Source organism: Streptomyces endophyticus (assembly GCF_035798155.1).
GTDB lineage: Bacteria > Actinomycetota > Actinomycetes > Streptomycetales > Streptomycetaceae > Streptomyces > Streptomyces endophyticus.
This window is the reverse complement of the sequence record NZ_JAOZYC010000132.1, coordinates 48,094-68,891: the sequence shown is the minus strand read 5'-3', so window position 1 is coordinate 68,891 and position 20,798 is coordinate 48,094. Positions and strand designations below refer to the sequence as shown.

Annotated in this window: 16 protein-coding genes; 10 read left to right on the top strand and 6 right to left on the bottom strand. The window is 71.5% G+C overall.

The features are described 5' to 3' along the window. Positions 1 to 8: 8 nt before the first annotated feature. Both OKJ99_RS23180 and OKJ99_RS23175 read right to left on the bottom strand, forming a co-directional pair. The gene (locus tag OKJ99_RS23180; RefSeq protein WP_326019284.1) at positions 9 to 2,093 is read right to left on the bottom strand and encodes a YhgE/Pip domain-containing protein; all 2,085 of its coding nucleotides are present in this window, start codon (positions 2,091 to 2,093) and stop codon (positions 9 to 11) included. Continuing rightward, positions 2,065 to 2,862 carry an ATP-binding cassette domain-containing protein gene (locus tag OKJ99_RS23175; protein WP_326019283.1) on the bottom strand — a complete coding sequence of 266 codons (798 nt, stop codon included), beginning with the start codon at positions 2,860 to 2,862 and terminating at the stop codon, positions 2,065 to 2,067. Before OKJ99_RS23175 ends, OKJ99_RS23180 begins: the two co-directional genes overlap by 29 nt. A gap of 161 nt (positions 2,863 to 3,023) precedes the next feature. Here OKJ99_RS23175 and OKJ99_RS23170 point away from each other — a divergent pair, with 161 nt between their 5' ends. From OKJ99_RS23170 to OKJ99_RS23160, 3 genes are all read left to right on the top strand, one after another. After that, entirely contained in the window at positions 3,024 to 3,587 is a 564-nt protein-coding gene (locus OKJ99_RS23170; protein ID WP_326019282.1) for an SAV_6107 family HEPN domain-containing protein, read from the top strand. A gap of 116 nt (positions 3,588 to 3,703) precedes the next feature. Next, a complete protein-coding gene (locus OKJ99_RS23165) occupies positions 3,704 to 4,507 on the top strand; it encodes a class I SAM-dependent methyltransferase (RefSeq protein ID WP_326019281.1) in 804 nt (267 codons plus the stop codon). Positions 4,508 to 4,790: 283 nt separating this feature from the next. Further along, the gene (locus OKJ99_RS23160; RefSeq protein WP_326019280.1) at positions 4,791 to 5,207 is read left to right on the top strand and encodes a DUF3040 domain-containing protein; all 417 of its coding nucleotides are present in this window, start codon (positions 4,791 to 4,793) and stop codon (positions 5,205 to 5,207) included. A 151-nt stretch (positions 5,208 to 5,358) separates the two neighbouring features. Here OKJ99_RS23160 and OKJ99_RS23155 read toward each other — a convergent pair whose 3' ends face one another. From OKJ99_RS23155 to OKJ99_RS23140, 4 genes are all read right to left on the bottom strand, one after another. Continuing rightward, positions 5,359 to 7,758: a transglutaminase TgpA family protein gene (locus tag OKJ99_RS23155; RefSeq protein WP_326019279.1), complete on the bottom strand. Its 2,400-nt coding sequence runs from the start codon at positions 7,756 to 7,758 to the stop codon at positions 5,359 to 5,361. Beyond that, complete coding sequence (locus tag OKJ99_RS23150; protein ID WP_326019278.1) at positions 7,755 to 9,185, bottom strand: DUF58 domain-containing protein; 1,431 nt, start codon at positions 9,183 to 9,185, stop codon at positions 7,755 to 7,757. Before OKJ99_RS23150 ends, OKJ99_RS23155 begins: the two co-directional genes overlap by 4 nt. Then, the gene (locus tag OKJ99_RS23145) at positions 9,185 to 10,228 is read right to left on the bottom strand and encodes an AAA family ATPase (protein WP_326019277.1); all 1,044 of its coding nucleotides are present in this window, start codon (positions 10,226 to 10,228) and stop codon (positions 9,185 to 9,187) included. The genes OKJ99_RS23150 and OKJ99_RS23145 overlap by 1 nt, the downstream gene beginning before the upstream one ends. Before the next feature lie 226 nt (positions 10,229 to 10,454). Next, positions 10,455 to 11,030, bottom strand: a complete 576-nt coding sequence (locus OKJ99_RS23140) for a beta-class carbonic anhydrase (protein ID WP_326019276.1) — start codon at positions 11,028 to 11,030, stop codon at positions 10,455 to 10,457. A gap of 460 nt (positions 11,031 to 11,490) precedes the next feature. On the opposite strand from OKJ99_RS23140, the gene rsmH reads away from it, so the two are divergent. The 7 genes from rsmH to murD all read left to right on the top strand — a co-directional run bounded on the left by rsmH (position 11,491) and on the right by murD (position 20,728). Continuing rightward, on the top strand, positions 11,491 to 12,447 hold the full coding sequence (gene rsmH, locus OKJ99_RS23135) for a 16S rRNA (cytosine(1402)-N(4))-methyltransferase RsmH (RefSeq protein WP_326019275.1): 957 nt from the start codon (positions 11,491 to 11,493) through the stop codon (positions 12,445 to 12,447). A gap of 36 nt (positions 12,448 to 12,483) precedes the next feature. After that, positions 12,484 to 13,056 (top strand): septum formation initiator family protein, encoded by a 573-nt coding sequence (locus OKJ99_RS23130; protein WP_326019274.1) that lies wholly within the window; start codon positions 12,484 to 12,486, stop codon positions 13,054 to 13,056. Positions 13,057 to 13,060: 4 nt separating this feature from the next. Further along, positions 13,061 to 15,091, top strand: a complete 2,031-nt coding sequence (locus OKJ99_RS23125; RefSeq protein ID WP_326019273.1) for a peptidoglycan D,D-transpeptidase FtsI family protein — start codon at positions 13,061 to 13,063, stop codon at positions 15,089 to 15,091. A 190-nt stretch (positions 15,092 to 15,281) separates the two neighbouring features. Beyond that, positions 15,282 to 16,829: a UDP-N-acetylmuramoyl-L-alanyl-D-glutamate--2,6-diaminopimelate ligase gene (locus OKJ99_RS23120; RefSeq protein WP_326019306.1), complete on the top strand. Its 1,548-nt coding sequence runs from the start codon at positions 15,282 to 15,284 to the stop codon at positions 16,827 to 16,829. A 4-nt stretch (positions 16,830 to 16,833) separates the two neighbouring features. Then, positions 16,834 to 18,234 (top strand): UDP-N-acetylmuramoyl-tripeptide--D-alanyl-D-alanine ligase, encoded by a 1,401-nt coding sequence (locus OKJ99_RS23115; RefSeq protein WP_326019272.1) that lies wholly within the window; start codon positions 16,834 to 16,836, stop codon positions 18,232 to 18,234. Then, complete coding sequence (gene mraY / locus OKJ99_RS23110) at positions 18,234 to 19,307, top strand: phospho-N-acetylmuramoyl-pentapeptide-transferase (protein ID WP_326019271.1); 1,074 nt, start codon at positions 18,234 to 18,236, stop codon at positions 19,305 to 19,307. The genes OKJ99_RS23115 and mraY overlap by 1 nt, the downstream gene beginning before the upstream one ends. Before the next feature lie 23 nt (positions 19,308 to 19,330). Then, a complete protein-coding gene (gene murD, locus OKJ99_RS23105) occupies positions 19,331 to 20,728 on the top strand; it encodes a UDP-N-acetylmuramoyl-L-alanine--D-glutamate ligase (protein ID WP_326019270.1) in 1,398 nt (465 codons plus the stop codon). The last annotated feature ends 70 nt before the right edge of the window (positions 20,729 to 20,798 follow it).

Here is a 20,798-nt window from a genome sequence, read left to right as displayed (position 1 = left end):
GGGCGCGCTCACAGGCTCAGCTCCGGGTGCAACCGGTCCAGTGTCCACACCTGCTTGCGCCGGGCCGTCCACGCGGTGAGGGCGAGCGCGCCCACCGTGAACGCCGTGAGCACCACGCAGGCCTGCCACACGGGCCCGAGACCGCCACCGGAGATCAGTCGCCGCAGGGCCTCCACGACGTAGCTCATCGGCAGGAACGGGTGGAGCGCGTTGAAGAAGCCGGGGCTCGTCTGTACGGGATAGGTGCCGCCCGCCGACGTCAGCTGCAGCATCAGGAAGGCGAGCACGAGGATGCGGCCCGCCGCCCCGAAGCGCGCGTTCAGCCACTGCACGATCGCCGCGAAGCACGCCGTGACCAGGCCCAGGAAGCCGACCGTGCCCGCCGCGTGCAGCATCTCCAGACCGAGGGCCCAGTGCAGTACGGACATCAGTGCCGCCACCTGAAGGAGCCCGAGCGCGGCCACGGGCAGCCAGCCCGCGAACGCCACCCGCCAGGACGAGGCACCGGCGGCGAGGGCGCGCCGGTTGAGCGGCTGGATCAACATGTAGGCGACCATCGCGCCCACCCACAGGGAGAGCGGGATGAAGTAGGGCGCGAAACCCGTCCCGTAGTTGGGCGCCTTGTGCAGCGACTGGGAGGCCAGCTGGACGGGGTCGGCCATCACTCCGGTGCGCTGATCACGGTCCTTCTTGTCGTAGTCGGGGATCTTCCGCACGCCGTCGTGCAGTCCGCCGGAGAGCTTGCCCGAGCCGTCGGCCAGCTGGAACATGCCGCCGTTCAGGTCGTTCGCGCCGGTCTCCAACTCGCCGACGCCACTGTCGAGTTCCGTCGATCCGGTCTTCGCCGTGCCGAGCCCTGTGTGCAGCTTCTCGGCGCCCGCGGCGACCTGGCCCGCTCCCTTGTTGAGCTTGTTGATCTGGGCGACCGCGTTCTCGACGTCCTGGTCGAGCGTCGGGGCGTGCGCGGCCAGGTTCTCGGACTGCTTCTGGAGCATCGCCAAGTGGCTGTCCATCTGGCCGAGGTTGCCGTGCTCGTCCTGGATGAGCGTGTTCAGGTCGTCGGAGATCGTGGCGACGTCGTTCGCCGCCGTCTTCGCCTTCTTCAGGTCCGGGCAGGCAGGGTCGTCGATGACCGCCTTCTCGCAGCGCCTTTCGTAGACGGCGTCCAGGGCGTCGGAGCCGGCGTGCGCGCCCGTACGCGCGGTGGGGGCGATCCTCACCAGGTCGTCCAGGTTGTGCCGGACGCCCTGCGCGGAGTCGGCGACGAGGCGCGCCGTGTCGGCGATCGCCTTCTTGTTGCCCTTCAGGAAGGGGCGTACCTGATCGGCGGCGCCGTTCACCTTGTCGGCGAGCGACTGCGTGCCGTCGGAGACCTGTCGGGAACCCGTCTCCAGGTCACCGGCTCCGGTGGTGAGCTTCGTCAGGCCCCTCTCCAGGTCACCGCTGCCCTTCTTGGCGTCCTTCAGGCCGTCGGCCAGGTCCTTCGAACCCTTCTTGGCCTTGCCGATGCCGCCCTCGAGCCGATCCGCGCCCTTGGCCGCCTTCTGCGTCGCGTCATGGATGTCCGAGAAGGACACGAAGATCTTGTCGAGGAACGAGCGCGACGCATTGGTGGAGGCCGCGGAGCGCACCTCGGAGAAGACCGTCCGGGAGATCTGCCCGACGATGTAGTTGTTCGCGTCGTTCGTGCGCACCTGGAGGGCGCCGGTCTCGGGGGAATCCCCCGAACTGGACGCGATGCGCTTGCTGAAGTCCTTCGGCATGGTCAGCGACAGGTAGTACGTGCCGTCCTCCACGCCCTTCTCGGCCTGCGCGGAGCTGACCTCGTGCCACTGGAAGGTGTCGCTGTCGTAGAGGCCCTTGGTGATGTCGTCGCCCGCGGTGACCTTCTGGCCCGCGGCCGACGCGCCCTTGTCGTCGTTGACGAGCGCCACGGGGATCTTGTCGAGCTTCCCGTACGGGTCCCAGAAGGACCACAGGTACAGCGCCCCGTAGAGCAGCGGCAGCAGCAGAAGCGCGACGAGCGCCGCGCGCGGCAGCTTCCCCCTGCCGAAGCGCTTGAGCTCAAGCGCGGCCAGCTTCGGCGAGCGCATCGGCCGTCTCCTTCGTGGTGTCGTTGGTGGTGTTCACCGGGGCGGTCGACACGACGACCGCCCCTTCGGGAGCCTCGCTGCACACGGCGACGATCGTCGTTCCGGCGTCGGCTACGGTCCGCAACTGGGCCCAGATCTCGGCTCGTTCGGCGTCCGCGAGCTTCAGGTCGGTGTCGTCGACGCCGACCAGGCGCGGCCGGCCGATGAGCGCGAGCGCCAGGGACAGGCGCAGTGCTTCGAGGCGCTCCAGGTCGCGCACGGAGGTGCGGGAGCCCTTCGGGAGCGTCTCGGTGTCGAGCCCCGCGGCCGCGAGCGCGGCGTCGATGCGCAGGCTCGCCTCGGCCCGCCGCTCGGCGGGCGTACGCAGCAGCCCGCGGAGCGTTCCGTCGAACCTCCGCTGCAGCAGCGCCTGTTCCCGCAGGTGCTCGGCGACGGTCAGGGCGGGGTCGAGCTCCGTCACGCCGGGCACGTGCGCGAGCGCGCTCATCCTGCGTACGGCGGTCAGCTGCTTCGGCAGCCGCATCCCGCCGACCCGCGCCGTCCCCTCGCTCGGCTTCATCCGTCCGGTCAGCGCGAGCAGCAGGCAGGTGCGGCCGCTGCCGGACGGGCCCTCGACGGCGACGAGCGAACCCGCCGCCGCGTCGACGTCGATGCCTCGGAAGGCCCAGCCGCGCGGCCCCTTCAGGCCGAACCCCGTGGCGGCCAGTGAGGCTCCGGCCGCCGCCCCGTGCTCGTCCGCGCTCGTCGTCCCGCTTGCCGGGCCGTCCATGGTTCCCCCAGGGCACATCTTTGAACTGACTGGTCAGTGCAAAAGTTAGCCCGAACTTCCGATCGAAGCAAAATGCCTGGTCAGGGCCGATTGTCAGTGGCGTACCCCACGATGGGCACATACGGCCACAGTGCCGTCACACAGACGACAGGAGGTTCGTCATGGCTGGACACAAGGCACCCACCGCAGCTGCCACCCGCCGCCGCGGCGCCACCGGCCCTGCCCCCTCACCCACCGGACCGGCGAGCGACATCCACCCGGTGCTCCGCCGGGCCGGCGCCCCGCCCGCCGCCCTCGACCTGCTCGCCCAGGCCCGCGCCGGACTCGACGAGGCGTCCGTGCTCGAGACGGCGAACGAGCGGTACGCCACGGCGCATCTCGCGGCGCTGCGCATCGCCGCCGCCGTGCTCGCGGCCCGCGGCAGGCCCGAGTCCACTGCCAGGCGCCGCGCCAAGATCCGCAGCGCGTGGGAAGTGCTCCCCGAGATAGCTCCCGAACTGGCGGAGTGGAGCGCCCTGTTCGCTTCGGGCGCCACCAAGCGGGCCCGCGCGGAGGCGGGGATACGCGACGCGGCCACCGCCCGCGACGCCGACGACCTGCTGCGTGACGTGGCGATGTTCCTGCGCCTGGTCGAGCGCGCGCTCGTGCTGCAACCGGTGCTGCCCCAGCCCCGGCAGGAGGGGGACGAGCGCACGAACGGGCGGAAGGTGCAGGACGCCGGGTAGCGCACGGGGCCCGTGCACGGATGGCGTGGGTGCCGGGCCGCGCCCATTAGGGTGGAGGCGCCCGAGCCAGTACTTGCTCCGCCGCCGGTCGGAGCCGCCCCGAGGAGTCACCTGCCGTGTCGGATCACCGCCCTCGAACCACGTCACCGCGCTCCGACTCCTCGCGGCCCCGCGCCTCCCTCCGTACCGCCGTGGTCTGGGACGTCCTCAAGGACGCCCTCGACCGGCGCGCCAAGTCGGCGGGGAGCGAGGTCCTCGACGTCCTCGACACCGGGGGCGGCAGCGGCAACTTCGCGGTGCCGGTCGCCCAGCTGGGCCACCGCGTCACCGTCGTCGACCCGAGTCCGAACGCGCTGTTCGCCCTGGAGCGCAGGGCGGCGGAGGCCGGCGTCGCCGACCGGGTGCGCGGCGTCCAGGGCGATGTCTCGGGCCTGTTCGACGTCGTCGAGCGTGACGGCTACGACGCGGTCCTGTGCCACGGCGTCCTCGAGTACGTGGAGGAACCGGCGGAGGGCGTGCGCAACGTCGTGGGCGCGCTGCGCTCCGGCGGCGTGCTCAGCCTGCTCGCCGCGGGCCTCGGCGGCGCCGTCATCGCGCGGGCCCTCGCGGGACACTTCAAGGAGGCCCGGCAGGCCCTCGACGACCCGGCGGGCCGCTGGGGCGAGGGCGACCCGGTGCCGCGCCGCTTCACGGCCGAGCAGCTCACGGAGCTCCTCGGCGGGGCCGGAGTGGACGTCGGCGCGGTACACGGCGTGCGGGTCTTCGCGGACCTCGTCCCGGGCGTCCTCGTGGACACCGAGCCGAGCGCGCAGCGGGAGCTGCTGAAGCTCGAGGCGGCCGCCGCCGAACTGCCCGCCTTCCATGCCGTGGCCACGCAACTGCACGTACTCGGTGAGAAGCGAGTGGCCGAAGAGGACTGACCGGGCCGCCCGATGGTCGGGAGCTGCCGCTGATCAGCGGCGCAGCGTTTGATGGAGTACGCCACAGGCCCCCCGGATGGACGCTCGGCGCCGTATGATCTGAGGTGACCGTCCGGCATGACGGGTCGGCCGCTGGGGCATGTCGCCCTGTGAGCCGGGGCGCCGTGCCGCGGTTGGTAATGGCGAAGTTGGCGTAGAGGGGCGGGTTTCACGGGGGCGATTCCCTGCCTATCCTGAAGGGGACCCCCGGTCGCCCCGGCGACTGCACGATGAGGAGGACTCCGTGCCGCTCTCGGAGCACGAGCAGCGCATGCTCGAGCAGATGGAGCGAGCGCTGTACGCCGAAGATCCCAAGTTCGCGACAGCGCTTGAGGGAAGCGGGCTGCGTACATACACCCGACGTCGGGTCTACCAGGCAGTCGTGGGCTTCCTGGTGGGTATCGCGCTCCTCATGGCAGGAATGGTCGCGCAGCAGATCTGGATCAGCGTGGTGGGGTTCCTCGTCATGCTGGGATGTGCGGTGCTCGCCGTCACCGGCTGGCGCAAGGCGCCCAAACCAGGGGAGCAGCCGGCAGCCGGAGCCGCAGGGACGGTGCCGGGCGCGCCGACGACCCGGCGGCAGGGCAAGCAGAAGCGCTCCATGATGGACCGCATCGAGCAGCGCTGGCAGCGCCGCAGGGACGAGCAGGGCGGCCGCTGAGCAGCTGAGCAGCGGGCGGCAACCGCCCGCCTCCATGCCGACAAGCACGGACGACAGGCACAGACGACAAGCACGGACGACATGCACAAAGGGTGACCGCTTCGCGCGGTCACCCTTTCTGCGTAACCCGACTTCCGCGTAACCCGCCGGTTCAGCCTTCCTGCCGCGTCGGCCGGGTCAACCGGCCGCGCACGCTCAGCGTGAACGCCTCCCAGCGCCGCGCCGTCGCCCACACCACCCGGACGGCCGAGCGGGGCGCGAACGTCGCGCGGAGCCGTGTCGACCGGCTCGATTTCGCGTGCAGGTCGTCGTGCACGCGGCGCACGTCCTCGCCCAGACCCGACGCGGGCCGGGGCCGCGGCGCGTACAGGACCTGCTCCACCGCCGCGGCCACCCGGTGCACGCTGTCGGCCGCGGTCGGCTCGAGTTCGCCGATCCGGACGATGCGGGCCGCCGCCGTCCGCGGGGTCTGCGAGTCGTCAGGACCGATGCCGTGGTCCCACGCCGTGTCCGTGACCTCGCGCCACGCGGCCAGGGTGCGCCCCGCGGCATCGGAGTCCGTGCGACCCGCCGGGCCGAGCCGCACGGCCCGGACCCGCCTGCGCCACAGCATCGGCAACAGCGGCACCCCGATGACCAGCAGTGCGATCAGGGACACTCCGGCGATCGTGCCGACCGGCGGCCCGTCGTCCGGCGAGCCGCCGACGACCGCGGGCGCGGCGCTGCCGCAGCTGCCCTCCTTGCGCTGGGCCATCGAGCAGCTCTCGGACGTCGAGGGCTCCGGGGCCGAGGGCGCGGCGGAGGCGGAGTCGCTGGGCGCCGCCGGATTGCTGGGGCTGCCCTCGGGGTTGTTCTCGACCGTGTAGTCCGGGGCCGTGCCGCGGTTGGGCGTGGGCTCGAAGCGGGTCCAGCCGATGCCCTCGAAGTACAGCTCGGGCCAGGCGTGCGCGTCGCGCAGGCCCACCGAGTACTTGCCCCCGCCCGCGGGCACGCCCGGCGTGAAGCCGACCGCGACGCGGGCCGGAATGCCCAGCGTGCGGGCCATGGCGGCCATCGAGAAGGAGAAGTGGACGCAGAAGCCCTCCTTCTGCTGCAGGAACCGGGCTATCGCCGCGGAACCGCTGCCGGCCCGTACCTCCGTGTTGTACGTGAAGCCGCCGCTGACCGCGAAGTAGTCCTGCAGCTTCACCGCACGCTCGTAGTTGTTCGACGCGCCCTCGGTGACCTTGAGCGCGGTCGTGCGCACCACGTCCGGCAGCGAGGCGGGCACCTTGGTGAACTCGCGGACCATGCCGCCCGGCGGCGTATCCGCTTCGGCGAGCTGCTGCGGTGTCGGCCGCACGATCAGGCTGTCGACGGTGTACGTCTTCCCGCGCGTGGTCTGCCCGTGGTCGCCCACCAGGGTCCGGCCGACCCGCTCGAACCGCCAGCGTCCGTCGATCCCCACCTGCGTCGCCGGATAGGGCATGGGCAGCCAGTCCTGCGCGTACCAGTCGGCCGCCGAGATCGTCGTCCGCACCTGGGTCCTGCGCACGTCGGCGCCCAGACCCGGCGGGTCCGGCAGGGTGGACGGCACGTCGTCGATGCTGCGCACCGAGGGGCGCCAGGTCGTGCCGTCGAACTCGTCGAGCGCCACGATCCGCAGATACATGTCGGACGTCTGGTCCGCATCCGTCCGGTACGACATCACCTGCCGGTCCTCCGGCTGGTTCAGGCTGTTCTGCAGCGAGACCAGCGGGTTGACCGCGGAGATCGTGCCACCGCCCCCGGCCCCGCCGCGCACACCGCTGCCGGACGGGCCGAGGATCCCGCCGTCCAGGGCGGGCAGAGTGAGCGGCACCACCAGGGCAAGGCCCAGGGCGACGGCGCCGATCCGGCGGCCGGTGCGGACCGGGGCGAGGGCGCCGCGCCCGCCCTCCTGCACGGGCGTGGCGGCACCGGGCGCCCGCCCCCCCGCGCCGCCGAACACCCGGCCCCACTGGGAGAGCCGGTCGCGCCCCTCCGCGAGCAGCAGCAGGAGGTAGCCGCCGGCCGCGAGCAGGAACCACAGCCAGTCGGCGCCGCCCTCGGAGAGCCCGGCGGCGACCGAGTACAGGGCGAGCAGCGGAAGACCGGCCGGGGCCGCGCTGCGGAACGTCACCGCGAGGGCGTCCACGAAAAGACCGATCACCAGCGCGCCGCCCACCAGCATCAGCCGGATGCCGTCGGTCAGCGGCGCCGGTATGGCGTACCGGCCCACGTCCTCGCCGCCCGCCTGGAGCAGCAGGCCGAAGTGCCGGAAGGCCTCGGGGCCCGGCAGGAACACGGCGATCGCCTGGTCGCGGGCGAAGAGGAGGGTGAGCAGCAGCAGCGACACCAGGGCCTGCGCCGCCACCGTGAGCGGGCGGGCGAGCGGCACCCGGCGGGCGAGCGCGCCCACCGAGGCCTGGATCACCAGCAGGATCGCGATCTGCAGCAGCCAGGTGGACCGGTCGACCAGCGGCAGCAGCGCGCACGAGGCCAGGAACGTGGCCAGCGTGGCGCAGATCGCAAGGCGGGCGCCGCCGCTCATGACCAGCCCCCTGGGGTGTTCGGGGAACCAAGGGAATCCGCGGCGCCGGTCGGCGAGGAAAGACCCGTGCGCTCCCGGTCCGCCTGCCGCCAGAGCTCCTCCAGGGACGCGCCGTGCGGCACGGCCACCGCGGTCCAGCCCGCTTCCCGCAGCATCCGCAGCCGCTCGGTGCAGCGCTCCGAAACCGGCGCGCCAGGACCCTGGGTCCAGGAGCCGCTGTCCAGGAGGAAGGCGAGCGCGCCACCGCTGCGGCGGCGCATCTTGGCGACGACGGAGGCCTGCTCCTCGTCCAGATCACCGAAGAAGGCCACCAGAAGCCCTTCGTTGCCGCCGCGCAGCACGTCGTACGCGGCGGAGAGCGACCCGCTGTCGGAGTGGTCGACGACGGCGAGCGTGTCCATCATCAGGCCCGCCGCGTCGGCCGACTCCTGGCTGGCGCCCGCGAAGCCGTCGGTGCCCTCGCCCGGCACCGCGTTGCCCGTGTCGGTCAACAGCCGGACGGAGAAGCCCCGTTCGAGCATGTGCACCAGGGCGGAGGCCGCGGCGGACACCGCCCACTCGAAGGCCGAGTCGGGCCCGGCGCCCTGGAAGGCGGGCGCGCGGGTGTCGAGCAGCACGGTGCAGCGGGCCCGCTGCGGCTGCTCCTCCCGGCGCACCATCAGCTCGCCGTAGCGCGCGGTCAAGCGCCAGTGCACGCGGCGCAGATCGTCCCCGTACCGGTAGCCGCGCGGGATCACGTCATCCTCGCCGGCCAGCGCGAGCGAGCGCTGCCGCCCGTCCCCGTACCCCTTGGCCTCACCCGTGAGCCGCACCGGCGGCAGCGCCGTCACGCGCGGGATCACCGTCAGGCTGTCGTACGTCGAGAAGGACCGGGTCAGTTCGCACATGCCGAAGGGATCCGTGAGGCGCAGCTGCAGCGGGCCGAGCGGGTAGCGGCCGCGCAGGTCGGAGCGGACCCGGTAGGACACCTCGCGGCGGCCCCCCGCCTCGACCCGGTCGAGGACGAATCGGGGCCGCGGCCCGAGCACGTACGGCACCTGGTCCTGGAGCATCAGCAGGCCGGTCGGGAGCCGGGAGATGTTGTCCATGCGCAGGTGCACGCGTGCCTCGGAACCCGCGGGTACGCGCGCGGGGGAGAGGCGGCGGCTGCCCGCGACCCGGTAGCGGGTGCGGTACAGGACGCCCGCGCAGACCAGCGGCAGGGCCGCGAGCAGCAGGCCGACCCGGAGCAGATCGCTCTGCCCGAGGACGTACGCGCAGATCCCCGCCGCGATGCCGGCGGCCAGGAACGAACGGCCGCGCGTGGTGAGTCCGGCGAGGGCGGTGCGCAGACCGCTCTTGTCGCCGACGTTCCTGCCCGCGCCACCGTCCGTGAATCCGCCCCCCGGATCCGGCGCGTAGGGCCCGATGCGTCCCCCCGGCGTCATCACAGCCTCCGCGGACCGGGCGGCTGCTGGCCGTACAGCGGGGGCGTCGTCGAATCGTAGGTCTGCGCGGCGCGGGGCTCGGCGGCCGGCACCGGGGTGCGCTGCAGGATGTCGAGGACGACCTGCTCGGCGGTGCGCCGGTTCAACTGGGCCTGGGCGGTGGGCAGCAGACGGTGCGCCAGGACCGCCACGGCCAGCGTCTGCACGTCGTCCGGCAGCGCGTACTCACGGCCGCTGAGGGCCGCGGCCGCCTTGGCCGCGCGCAGCAGGTGCAGCGTCGCGCGCGGGGATGCGCCGAGTCTGAGGTCGGGGTGGGTGCGCGTGGCGGCGACCAGGTCCACCGCGTAGCGCCGTACGGCGTCGGCGACATGGACCGTGCGCACGGCGTCGATGAGCTTCACGATCTCGTGCGCGTGCGCCACCGGCTGCAGGTCGTCCAGCGGGTTCACGCCGCCGTGGACGTCCAGCATCTGCAGTTCGGCCTCCGGGCTCGGATAGCCGATGGAGACGCGGGCCATGAAGCGGTCGCGCTGGGCCTCGGGCAGCGGGTAGGTGCCCTCCATCTCGACCGGGTTCTGGGTGGCCACCACCATGAACGGGCTGGGCAGTTCGTACGTCGTGCCGTCGATGGTGACCTGGCGCTCCTCCAGGGACTCCAGGAGCGCGGACTGCGTCTTCGGGGACGCGCGGTTGATCTCGTCCCCGATCACGATCTGCGCGAAGATCGCGCCCGGCTTGAACTCGAAGTCCCGCCGCTGCTGGTCCCAGATGGACACCCCGGTGATGTCCGAGGGCAGCAGGTCGGGCGTGAACTGGATGCGGCGCACCGAGCAGTCGATGGACCGCGCGAGCGCCTTCGCCAGCATCGTCTTGCCGACGCCCGGAACATCCTCGATGAGCAGGTGCCCCTCAGCGAGCAGCACGGTCAGCGAGAGCCTTACGACCTCCGGCTTGCCCTCGATCACACCCTCCACCGACCCGCGCACGCGCTCTGCGGTGGTGGTCAGATCAGTAAGGCTCGCTCGATCGTCATAGGTCGTCACCCGGCCCTCCTCGGCCCGTACTTTCCGGGCCGACGCGCTACGAACACGAACCGGCCCACCCCGATACACGGACAGCGCGCACGAGATGTTCGCCGCTCGTGCGGATGTCACACACGCATTCTTGTTGGCGTTACCGGTTCGTGTCACTCGCCTGTGGACAACTGGCCGCGATATGTCACGTCTTAGGGCTTTTTGAGAGGAAGGTCGACCGCGATCGGACGGGGTGTCAGGCCGGTTCGATCTCCCGCAGCAGTCCCGTCTTCACGTCGAAGACAAAGCCGCGCACGTCGTCGGTGTGCAACAGGAACGGGGAGGTGCGCACCTTCTGGATGGACTGGCGCACGTCCTGGTCGACATTGCGGAAGCCCTCGACCGCCCAGGTGGGGCGCTGGCCGACCTCCATCTCCAGGTCGGTCCTGAAGTCCTCGGTCAGGCCTTCGAGGCCGCAGTTGCTGTGGTGGATGAGGACCACGCTGCGGGTGCCGAGCGCGCGCTGGCTGACGGTGAGGGAGCGGATCACGTCGTCGGTGACGACGCCGCCCGCGTTGCGGATCGTGTGGCAGTCGCCGAGCTCGAGGCCGAGGGCGGCGTGCAGGTCGAGGCGGGCGTCCATGCACGCGACAACCGCGACCTGCAGCACCGGGCGCGCGTCCATGCCGGGGTCGGCGAACGCCGCGGCGTACTGCCCGTTCGCGTCGACGAGACGGTCGGTCACGCTGGCGTCGGCGGATATGGCGCCTTCGGAGGGGGCTCCAGAGGGGAGGTGAGCAGAAGTCGTCATGACTATGACGGTAGCCGTCATGCCTGGTCCGGGCCCGCTGTGAGAGCGGACAAAGAACATCATTGAGCCTTGTTGTGAGCGAACCCACAAGCGGACCCGCAAGCGAACCCACAAGCGAACCGACGGGCGGGGCACGGCCTCGGCCGCTCGGGTGAATTCACCCGATTCGCGGTGTCGGGCCATGGCGGCCGCGACGCGCAGTCCGCCGGGGCGGCCGGTTGATTGACCGGGGGGCACCGTGGACTAAAGTGACGCCGACCCCAGATAACCACGCAACGATGCAACACGGAGATCCCGGCGCTGCCGCCTCGGCACCTGTCGGAACGCTCCCCGCGTGCGCGGCGCGTACGTACGGCTCGGCCTCCTCCCGCTCCGGTCGGTCGGCGTCACTTCCCCGGCGCCGACGGACCACCTTCCCCTTCACGAGCGGGCGGGGACCCGGCAGTGCGTACGTCCCCCACGCCGGACTTGAGAGGGACCCTTGAGCCAGCGACACGTTCCGGTCATGCTCCAACGCTGCTTGGACGTGTTGGCTCCGGCACTCGCCCAGCCGGGGGCGGTCGTCGTCGACTGCACGCTCGGCCTCGGCGGGCACAGCGAGGCGCTGCTCTCCACGTTCCCCTCGTGCCGCCTCGTCGCGCTCGACCGGGACAAGGAAGCGCTGCGGCTGTCCGGCGAGCGACTCGCGCCCTTCGGCGACCGGGCCACCCTGGTGCACGCCGTCTACGACGAACTGCCCGAGGTTCTCGACCGGTTGGGCATCCCGAAGGTGCAGGGCATCCTGTTCGACCTCGGCGTCTCCTCCATGCAGCTCGACGAGGCCGACCGCGGTTTCGCGTACGCGCAGGACGCGCCGCTCGACATGCGCATGGACCAGTCGGCCGGGATGAGCGCCGCCGAGGTGCTCAACACGTACCCGCCGGGCGAACTGGTGCGGATTCTCCGCCAGTACGGCGAGGAGAAGCAGGCCAAGCGCATTGTTTCGGCCATCGTGCGCGAGCGCGTCAAGGAGCCGTTCAGCAACAGCGCCCGGCTCGTCGAGCTGATCCGCGACTCCCTGCCGCAGGCCGCCAAGCGCACCGGCGGCAACCCGGCCAAGCGCACCTTCCAGGCCCTGCGCATCGAGGTCAACGGCGAACTGAGCGTGCTGGAGCGGGCGATCCCGGGGGCCGTGAAGTCGCTCGCGGTCGGCGGCCGGATCGCCGTCCTGTCGTACCACTCGCTCGAAGACCGCCTGGTCAAGCAGGTGTTCGCGGCCGGGGCCGACAATACGGCGCCGCCCGGACTGCCCGTCGTACCCGAGCAGTACCAGCCCCGGCTGAAGCTGCTCACGCGCGGCGCCGAACTCCCCACGGAGGAAGAGGTCGCGGAGAACCGCCGGGCCGCTCCGGCACGGCTGCGGGGTGCGCAGCGCATCCGCGAGGATGTCGAGAGGTGACGGCCGAGTGACGTACGCGCGCGTGGAGGGGTGGTCATGAGCGCCAGCAGTGGCTCGAAAGGTTCGTTGCGCGGCAGGGCCGCCCGCCTTGCGCGCCTGCTCCCGCTCGGCCCGTCCGGCGGCCCGCAGGCCGCACGCACCCCGTTCGTCCTCCTCGTCGTGCTGCTCCTCGGGGGCGGGCTGATCACGCTCCTGATGTTGAACTCCTCGCTCAACGAAGGCTCGTTCCAGCTCACCAAGCTCAAGAAGCAGACCACCGAGCTCACCGACGACGAGCAGGAGCTTCAGCGCGACGTCGACTCCTACTCGGCGCCCGACGCCCTCCTGCAGCGCGCCCGCGGGCTCGGCATGGTGCCCGGCGGCGACCCGGCGTTCCTGGAGCCGAACGGCACCGTCAAGGGCAGGCCGAGCCCGGCCGCCGGGCCGCCCGCCCCGCCCCGCGTCGAGCCGGCCAAGACGCAGGAGCCCGCACGCGCCACCCCGAGCGCGAGCGCGTCGCCCTCCGCGAGCCCGTCTCCATCGGACAGCGCGTTCCCCTCCGCCAAACCGTCCGAGCCGGCGAGTCCGAACTCCTCGGTCGAGCCTTCCCCTTCGAGCACCGGCAGGTGACGCCATGACCGACAGGGAACCCCCGCGCCGCCGCGTGCCAGGACCCGCGCGCCCGCCGCGCACCGGAAGGCCCGCGCCCAAGCCCACGCCGAAGGGGGCGGCCAAGCGCGTCGCCAGGCCCGTGCCGAAGCCCGGTCCCAAGGCCGCGCAGCAGAGCCGCCCGGCCGCCCGCCGCCCCCGCCCCGCCCCGTCGAAGCCGAAGCCGAAGGCGGCCTCCCGGCTGCGCCTGGGCAGCCCCAAGCCGCGCCTGCGCATGGTGAGCCTCGGCCTCACGCTGGTCCTGATGGTCTTCGTCGTCCGCCTCTTCCAGGTGCAGGGCGTCGACGCCAGCGCGTACGCGGCGAAGGCCTCGCTGAACCGATACGTCAGTCATTCCATCGCCGCCGAGCGCGGGGGCATCACGGACCGGGGCGGCGTCGAGCTCGCCGCGAGCGTGGACGCGTACGACATCACCGCCGACCCGACGCTGTTCACGAAGAAGGCCACCAAGGTCGACGACGCGCCGGAGCAGGCGGCGGCGCTCCTCTCGCCGATCATCGGGGTCGACGCGGCCGAGCTGACCAAGAAGCTGAGGACGAAGAACACGCGGTACGTGCGGCTCGCCCCACGGCAGACGCCGCAGGTCTGGAAGCAGATCAAGGACCTCAGGACCACGCTGAACGAGAAGGCGAACGCCGCCGGCCGCGCGGCGAGCGTGCTCTCCGGCGTGGTCGCCGACCCCAGCAGCAAGCGCGTCTACCCGAACGGCGACCTCGCCGCGGGCGTCCTCGGCTGGGTCAACGCCGACGGCAAGGGCGGCGGCGGCGTGGAGCAGCAGCTCGACAAGGAGCTCGCGGGCAAGGCCGGCAAGATCCGCTACGCCCAGTCCGGCGGCCAGCAGGTGCCGACCGCGGGCAGCACCGAACAGCCCGCGGTCCCCGGCTCGGACGTCGAGCTGACCATCGACCGCGACATCCAGTGGGCCGCGCAGAACGCGATCGATGAGCAGGTCAAGGAGTCGAAGGCGGACCGCGGCTACGTGATAGTGCAGGACACCAAGACCGGCGAGGTCCTGGCCATGGCGAACGCGCCCGGCTTCGACCCGAACGACCTGGCGGACGCCAAGGCGGAGGCCCTGGGCAACGCCGCGCTCCAGGACGCGTACGAGCCGGGCTCCACCGCCAAGGTCATGTCGATGGCCGCCGTCCTCGAAGAGGAGGCGGCCACGCCGGGGACCCATGTCACCGTGCCCAACCGGCTGCACCGCGGCGACCGGCTCTTCCAGGACGACGTCGACCACCCGACCTGGCACCTCACGCTCAACGGCGTACTCGCCAAGTCCAGCAACATCGGCACCATCCTGGCGACGGGCCAGCTCGGAAAGACGCAGCCGGCCGCCAACGCCTCGCTCTACTCCTACCTGCACCGGTTCGGCATCGGCCGGGAGAGCGGCCTGGGCTTCCCCGGCGAGACGTCCGGCATCCTCGCGCCCGCCGCCAAGTGGTCCACGTCGCAGCAGTACACGATCCCGTTCGGCCAGGGCTTCTCCATCAACGCGATGCAGGCCGCCTCCGTGTACTCGACCATCGCCAACGACGGCGTACGCGTGCAGCCCACCCTGGTCCGCGGCACCAAGGGCCCCGACGGGCGGTTCAGGCCCGCGCCGAAGCCCAAGGAGACCCGCGTCGTCAGCAAGAAGACGGCCAAGACCGTCGCACAGATGCTGGAGTCCGTGGTCGACGACGAAGAGGGCACGGGCGCGAAGGCCCGCATCCCGGGCTACCGCGTCGCGGGCAAGACGGGCACGGCCAACCGCGTGGATCCGGCCACCGGACGCTACAAGGGCTACACGTCGTCGTTCGCCGGTTTCGCGCCCGCCGACAAGCCGCGCGTCACGGTCTACTGCGCGATCCAGAACGCCACCAAGGGCGGCTACTTCGGCGGCCAGATCTGTGGACCGATCTACAAGAAGGTCATGGAGTTCGCCCTGAAGACGCTTCAGGCGCCGCCCACGGGCAACAAGCCGGCCCGGCTGCCCGTGACGTTCGAGCCGTGACGCATTCCAGCCAGGACGGGCCGTGCCCATGATCACTTACTAGCCGTGAGGGCGCCGTGACAGCCATCACCTCCGATCCGGGGAACCGCCCCGCGCCACGCCCCTCGCTTCGCCCGGCGGGGGGTGGGCCCGGTACGCTCACGCCGTGCCACACGCTGATCAGTCCCAAATCACCCAGAAGGGCGCACCCGTGACATACCCCGGGCCGCCGCGACCGGCTGAGGTCTCCGCCACACCCCTCGCGGAACTCGCCGATCAACTGGGGGTTCCCGCGCCCCAGGCCACAGCAGAGGTCACCGGCATCACCCACGACTCCCGTGCGGTGCGCCCCGGCGACCTGTACGCGGCCCTGCCCGGAGCCCGCGCGCACGGCGCCGACTTCGCCGCGCAGGCCGCCTCGCTCGGAGCCGTCGCGGCGCTGACCGACCCGGCGGGCTGGGAGCGCGTCTCCGATGCCGGACTCGTGCCGCTCGTCGTGGAGAACCCGCGCGGCCGGATGGGCGAGCTCGCCGCGACGATCTACGGCCACCCCGGCAAGGACCTGCTCCAGCTCGGCATCACCGGCACCTCGGGCAAGACCACCACCGCGTACCTCATCGAGGGCGGTCTCAGGACGGTCCGCAGCACCGGCCTCATCGGCACGGTCGAGATGCGGATCGGTGACGAGCGGATCAAGTCCGAGCGCACCACTCCGGAAGCCACCGACCTCCAGGCGCTGTTCGCGGTCATGCGCGAGCGCGGCACCGACGCCGTCGCCATGGAGGTCTCCAGCCACGCCCTCGTGCTGGGCCGGGTCGACGGCTGCGTCTTCGACGTGGCGGTCTTCAACAACCTGAGCCCGGAGCACATGGAGTTCCACTCCGACATGGAGGACTACTTCCAGGCGAAGGCGCAGCTGTTCACCCGGGCCCGCAGCAAACAGGGCGTCGTGAACTTCGACGACGAGTACGGGCGCCGACTCATCGACGAGTCCGAGGTCCCGGTCGTCTCCTTCTCCGCCGAGGGCCACCCGGACGCCGACTGGCGCGCCGAGGACGTCGAAGTCGGCCCCTTCGACTCGACGTTGACCGTCGTCGGCCCCAAGGGCGAGCGGATCACCGCCAAGGCGCCGCTCGCGGGCCCCTTCAACGTCGCGAACACCCTCGCCGCGATCGTCACCCTCGCCGTCGCCGGGATCGACCCGCAGACCGCGGCCGACGGCGTCGCCGCCGTACCCGGCGTGCCCGGCCGCCTGGAGCGCGTCGAGGCAGGACAGAAGTACCTCGCCGTCGTCGACTACGCGCACAAGACCGACGCCGTGGAGTCCGTGCTCCGGGCGCTGCGCAAGGTCACGGAGAACAAGCTGCACATCGTGCTCGGCTGCGGCGGCGACCGCGACAAGACCAAGCGGATGCCGATGGGCGCGGCCGCGGCGCGGTTCGCCGACACGGCCATCCTCACCTCCGACAATCCGCGCTCCGAGGACCCCCTCGCGATCCTCGCCACGATGCTGGCGGGCGCCGCCGACGTGCCGGCCCACGAGCGGGGCGACGTCGCCGTGTTCGAGGACCGGGCCGCGGCCATCGCCGCGGCCGTGGCGCGCGCCGAGCCCGGCGACACGGTGCTCATCGCGGGCAAGGGCCACGAGCAGGGCCAGGACATCGCCGGTGTGATCCGCCCGTTCGACGACCGCCAGGTGCTTCGCGCCTCCATCGAGACGGCCGCAGCCACCGTCGACCACCAGAAAACCCAGGGATGAAGTTGTGATCGCCCTCTCCCTCGCCGAGATCGCCTCAGCCGTCGGCGGGCAGACGTACGACATACCGGACCCGCGGGTCCGGGTCACCGGGCCGGTCGTCATCGACTCGCGCAAGGTCGAGCCGGGAAGCCTGTTCGCCGCCTTCGTGGGCGAGCGGGTCGACGGCCACGACTACGCGCGCGAGGTCGTCGACAAGGGAGCCGTCGCCGTACTGGCGTCGCGCCCGGTCGGTGTGCCCGCCATCGTTGTCGACGACGTCCAGGCGGCGCTCGGCGCACTCGCCCGGCACGTGGTCGCGCGCCTCGGCGCCACCCTGGTGGCGCTCACCGGCTCCGCAGGCAAGACCAGCACCAAGGACCTGATCGCTCAGGTGCTCCGCAGCAAGGCCGACACGGTCTTCACGCCCGGCTCGTTCAACAACGAGATCGGCCTGCCGCTGACCGCGCTCACCGCCACCGACGAGACGCAGTTCCTCGTCCTGGAGATGGGTGCTCGCGGCATCGGCCACATCACGTACCTGACGGGCCTCACGCCCCCGAAGGTCGGAGTCGTCCTGAACGTCGGGACCGCGCACATCGGCGAGTTCGGCGGCCGCGAGCAGATCGCGGTGGCGAAGGGCGAACTGGTGGAGTCCCTCCCCGCGGAGGGCACCGCCATCCTCAACGCGGACGACCCGCTGGTGCGCGCCATGGCCTCGCGCACGAAGGCGAAGGTGCTGTTCTTCGGAGAGGCCCAAAGCGCCGACGTACGCGCCGAGAATGTCCGGCTCACGGAGAGCGGACAGCCCGCCTTCAGCCTGCACACACCCTCCGGGTGCAGCGAAGTGACCTTGCGCCTGTACGGTGAGCACCACGTGTCGAACGCGCTCGCCGCGGCCGCCGTCGCCCATGACCTTGGCATGTCCGTGGAGGAGATCGCCCTCGCGCTCTCCGAGGCGGGCAACCTGTCCCGCTGGCGGATGGAGGTCACCGAGCGCTCGGACGGCGTCACGATCGTCAACGACGCCTACAACGCGAACCCCGAGTCCATGCGAGCGGCGCTGCGCGCGCTGGTGGCCATGGGCAGGGGGCGCAGGACGTGGGCGGTGCTCGGGCAGATGGCCGAGCTCGGCGACGAGTCGCTGACCGAGCACGACGCCGTCGGACGGCTCGCCGTCCGGCTCAACGTCAGCAAGCTCGTTGCAGTCGGGGGCAGGGAAGCGTCCTGGATGCAACTGGGCGCCTATAACGAGGGTTCGTGGGGTGAGGAGTCGGTGCACGTGTCCGACGCACAGGCGGCGATCGACCTGCTGCGCAGCGAGCTGCGCCCGGGAGACGTCGTGCTCGTGAAGGCATCCAGGTCGGTGGGCCTGGAGAGCGTGGCACAGGTGCTGCTCGCGGACGTGCAGGGTGGGGTTGATGCCTGATGATGAAGCAGATCCTGTTCGCGGGCGTCATCGGTCTCTTCCTGACGCTTGCCGGAACGCCGCTGCTGATCAAGCTCCTTGCGCGCAAGGGCTACGGTCAGTTCATCCGTGACGACGGCCCGCGCGAGCACCACAGCAAGCGCGGCACGCCGACCATGGGTGGTATCGCCTTCATCCTGGCGACGCTCATCGCGTACTTCCTCAGCAAGCTGATCACCGGAGCCCCTCCGACCCTGTCGGGGCTGCTCGTGCTCGGCCTGATGGCGGGCATGGGGCTCGTCGGCTTCCTCGACGACTACATCAAGATCGTCAAGCGGCGCTCGCTCGGCCTCAGAGCCAAGGCCAAGATGGCCGGCCAGCTGATCGTCGGCATCGCCTTCGCGGTGATCTCACTGCAGTTCGCGGATGTGCGCGGCAATACGCCCGCCTCCACCAAGCTCTCCTTCGTGGAGGACTTCGGCTGGTCGATCGGCCCGGTCCTGTTCGTGGTCTGGGCGCTGTTCATGATCCTCGCGATGTCGAACGGCGTGAACCTGACGGACGGCCTCGACGGCCTCGCCACCGGCGCCTCCGTGATGGTCTTCGGCGCGTACACCTTCATCGGTGTCTGGCAGTTCCAGGAGTCCTGCGCCAACGCGCAGACGCTCACCAACCCAGGGGCGTGTTTCGAGGTCAGAGACCCACTCGACCTGGCGGTGGTCGCATCGGCCTTGATGGGCGCCTGTTTCGGCTTCCTGTGGTGGAACACCTCGCCCGCCAAGATCTTCATGGGTGACACGGGCTCGCTGGCCCTCGGCGGCGCCCTCGCGGGTCTCGCCATCTGCTCCCGTACGGAGCTCCTGATCGCGCTCCTCGGCGGCCTGTTCGTCCTGATCACCATGTCCGTCGTGATCCAGGTCGGCTCCTTCAAGATGACCGGCAAGCGGGTCTTCAAGATGGCGCCACTCCAGCACCACTTCGAACTCAAGGGGTGGTCCGAAGTCCTTGTCGTGGTCCGGTTCTGGATCATCCAGGGCATGTGCGTGATCGTCGGACTCGGCCTCTTCTACGCAGGATGGGCAGCCAAGAAGTGACGACCCCTTCCTCATGGCAGCATATGAACATCACCGTCGCCGGTCTCGGCGTGAGCGGCATCAGCGCCGCCCGCGCCCTGGCCGGCTTCGGCGCATCGGTGACCGTCGTGGACGGCGGCGACAGCGAGGCCCACCGCGAAAAGGCCGCCCTTCTTAAAGAAGCGGGGATCTCCGTACGGCTCGGAGACGCGTCCACGCTGCCCGATGGCACCGAGCTCGTCGTCACCTCGCCCGGCTGGAAGCCCTCGTCACCGCTGTTCGCGGCGGCCGCCGCGGCCGGCGTCGACGTCGTCGGCGATGTCGAGATCGCCTGGCGCCTGCGCGGCCCGAACGCCGCGCCCTGGCTCGCGATCACCGGCACCAACGGCAAGACCACGACGACGCAGATGCTCGCGTCGATCCTGGCGGCGGCGGGCCTGCGCACGGCCGCCGTCGGCAACATCGGCACGCCGATCATCGACGTCGTACTCGAAGGGGACGCGGCCTACGACGTGTTCGCCGTCGAGCTCTCCTCGTACCAGCTGCACTGGGCGCCCTCGCTGCGCGCCCACTCCGGCGCCGTCCTGAACCTCGCGCCCGACCACCTCGACTGGCACGGCTCCATGGAGGCGTACGCCGCCGACAAGGGCCGCATCTACGAGGGCAACCAGGTCGCCTGCGTCTACAACGTGGCCGACAAGGCGACCGAGGACCTGGTCGTCGAGGCCGACGTCGAGGAGGGCTGCCGCGCCATCGGCTTCACCCTCGGCACCCCGGGCCCCTCCGAACTCGGCGTCGTGGAAGGCATCCTCGTCGACCGTGCCTTCGTCGGGGACCGGCAGAAGAGCGCCCAGGAGCTGGCCGAGGTCACGGACGTGCACCCGCCGGCCCCGCACAACGTCGCCAACGCCCTCGCCGCGGCGGCCCTCGCCCGCGCCTTCGGCGTCGAGCCCCGGGCCGTACGCGAGGGGCTGCGGAACTTCCGCCCCGACGCCCACCGCATCGAGCACGTCGCCGACGTGGCCGGCGTCGCGTACGTGGACGACTCCAAGGCGACCAACACCCATGCCACGCAGGCGTCGTTGGCCTCGTACGAGTCCATCGTGTGGATCGCAGGCGGGCTCGCCAAGGGCGCGACCTTCGACGAGCTGGTGACGGGCGCGGCGAAGCGGCTGCGCGGCGTCGTCCTGATCGGCGCGGACCGGGCCCTGATCCGGGAAGCCCTGCAGCGACACGCCCCGGAAGTACCGGTCGTCGACCTCGACCGGACCGACACTGGGGCGATGTCGGCGGCGGTCCAGGAGGCTGCGCGGCTCGCCCGCACGGGGGACACCGTGCTGATGGCCCCGGCCTGCGCGTCGATGGACATGTTCACCAACTACAACAAGCGTGGCGAGGCGTTCGCGGAAGCGGTCCGCGAACTCGGCGCCACCAGCGTCTGACGGGGCTCGAGAGGGCGCCCGGTGACGCCGGGCACCCTTCGGGAGGGGAACGTGGCAGCGCAGACGTACG